The organism is Brenneria roseae subsp. roseae (assembly GCF_003115845.1).
GTDB classification, from domain to species: domain Bacteria; phylum Pseudomonadota; class Gammaproteobacteria; order Enterobacterales; family Enterobacteriaceae; genus Brenneria; species Brenneria roseae.
In genome coordinates this window covers 1-360 of sequence record NZ_KZ819069.1, presented here as the reverse complement: position 1 = coordinate 360, position 360 = coordinate 1, and the positions used below count along the sequence as shown (strand labels likewise).

Below are 360 nucleotides of genomic sequence, written 5' to 3'. Positions count from 1 at the left end.
GCGCAGGAACCAGCGGTAGGCGACGTTGACCTGGATTTCTTTCACCAGACGGCGCTCGGAAGGGATACCGAAGAGGTAGCCGAGCAGCATCATTTTAATCAGGCGCACCGGGTCGATGGCGGGACGTCCGTTATTGGGGCAATAGAGGTGGGCGACAGTATCGCGGATAAATTCGAAATCGATGGCGGCATCAATTTTGCGCACCAGATGGTCTTCAGGCACCAGTTCTTCGAGGGTAACCATTTCAAACTGGTATTGCTGTGGGGCGGGTTCTCTGAGCATGGCGGTCAGTCCGTTTTTTACACTGACCTTATTAGATCAAAGTCCTGGCCGGCAGGCCAGGACTTTGTCATCAATCTG

Annotated in this window: 1 protein-coding gene; it reads right to left on the bottom strand. The window is 53.9% G+C overall.

The window, feature by feature from the left end; all coding sequences use genetic code 11:
* A partial coding sequence (locus DDT52_RS20860) for a transposase (RefSeq protein ID WP_136157999.1) occupies window positions 1-282 on the bottom strand: 282 nt, incomplete at its 3' end.
* Window positions 283-360 lie beyond the last annotated feature (78 nt).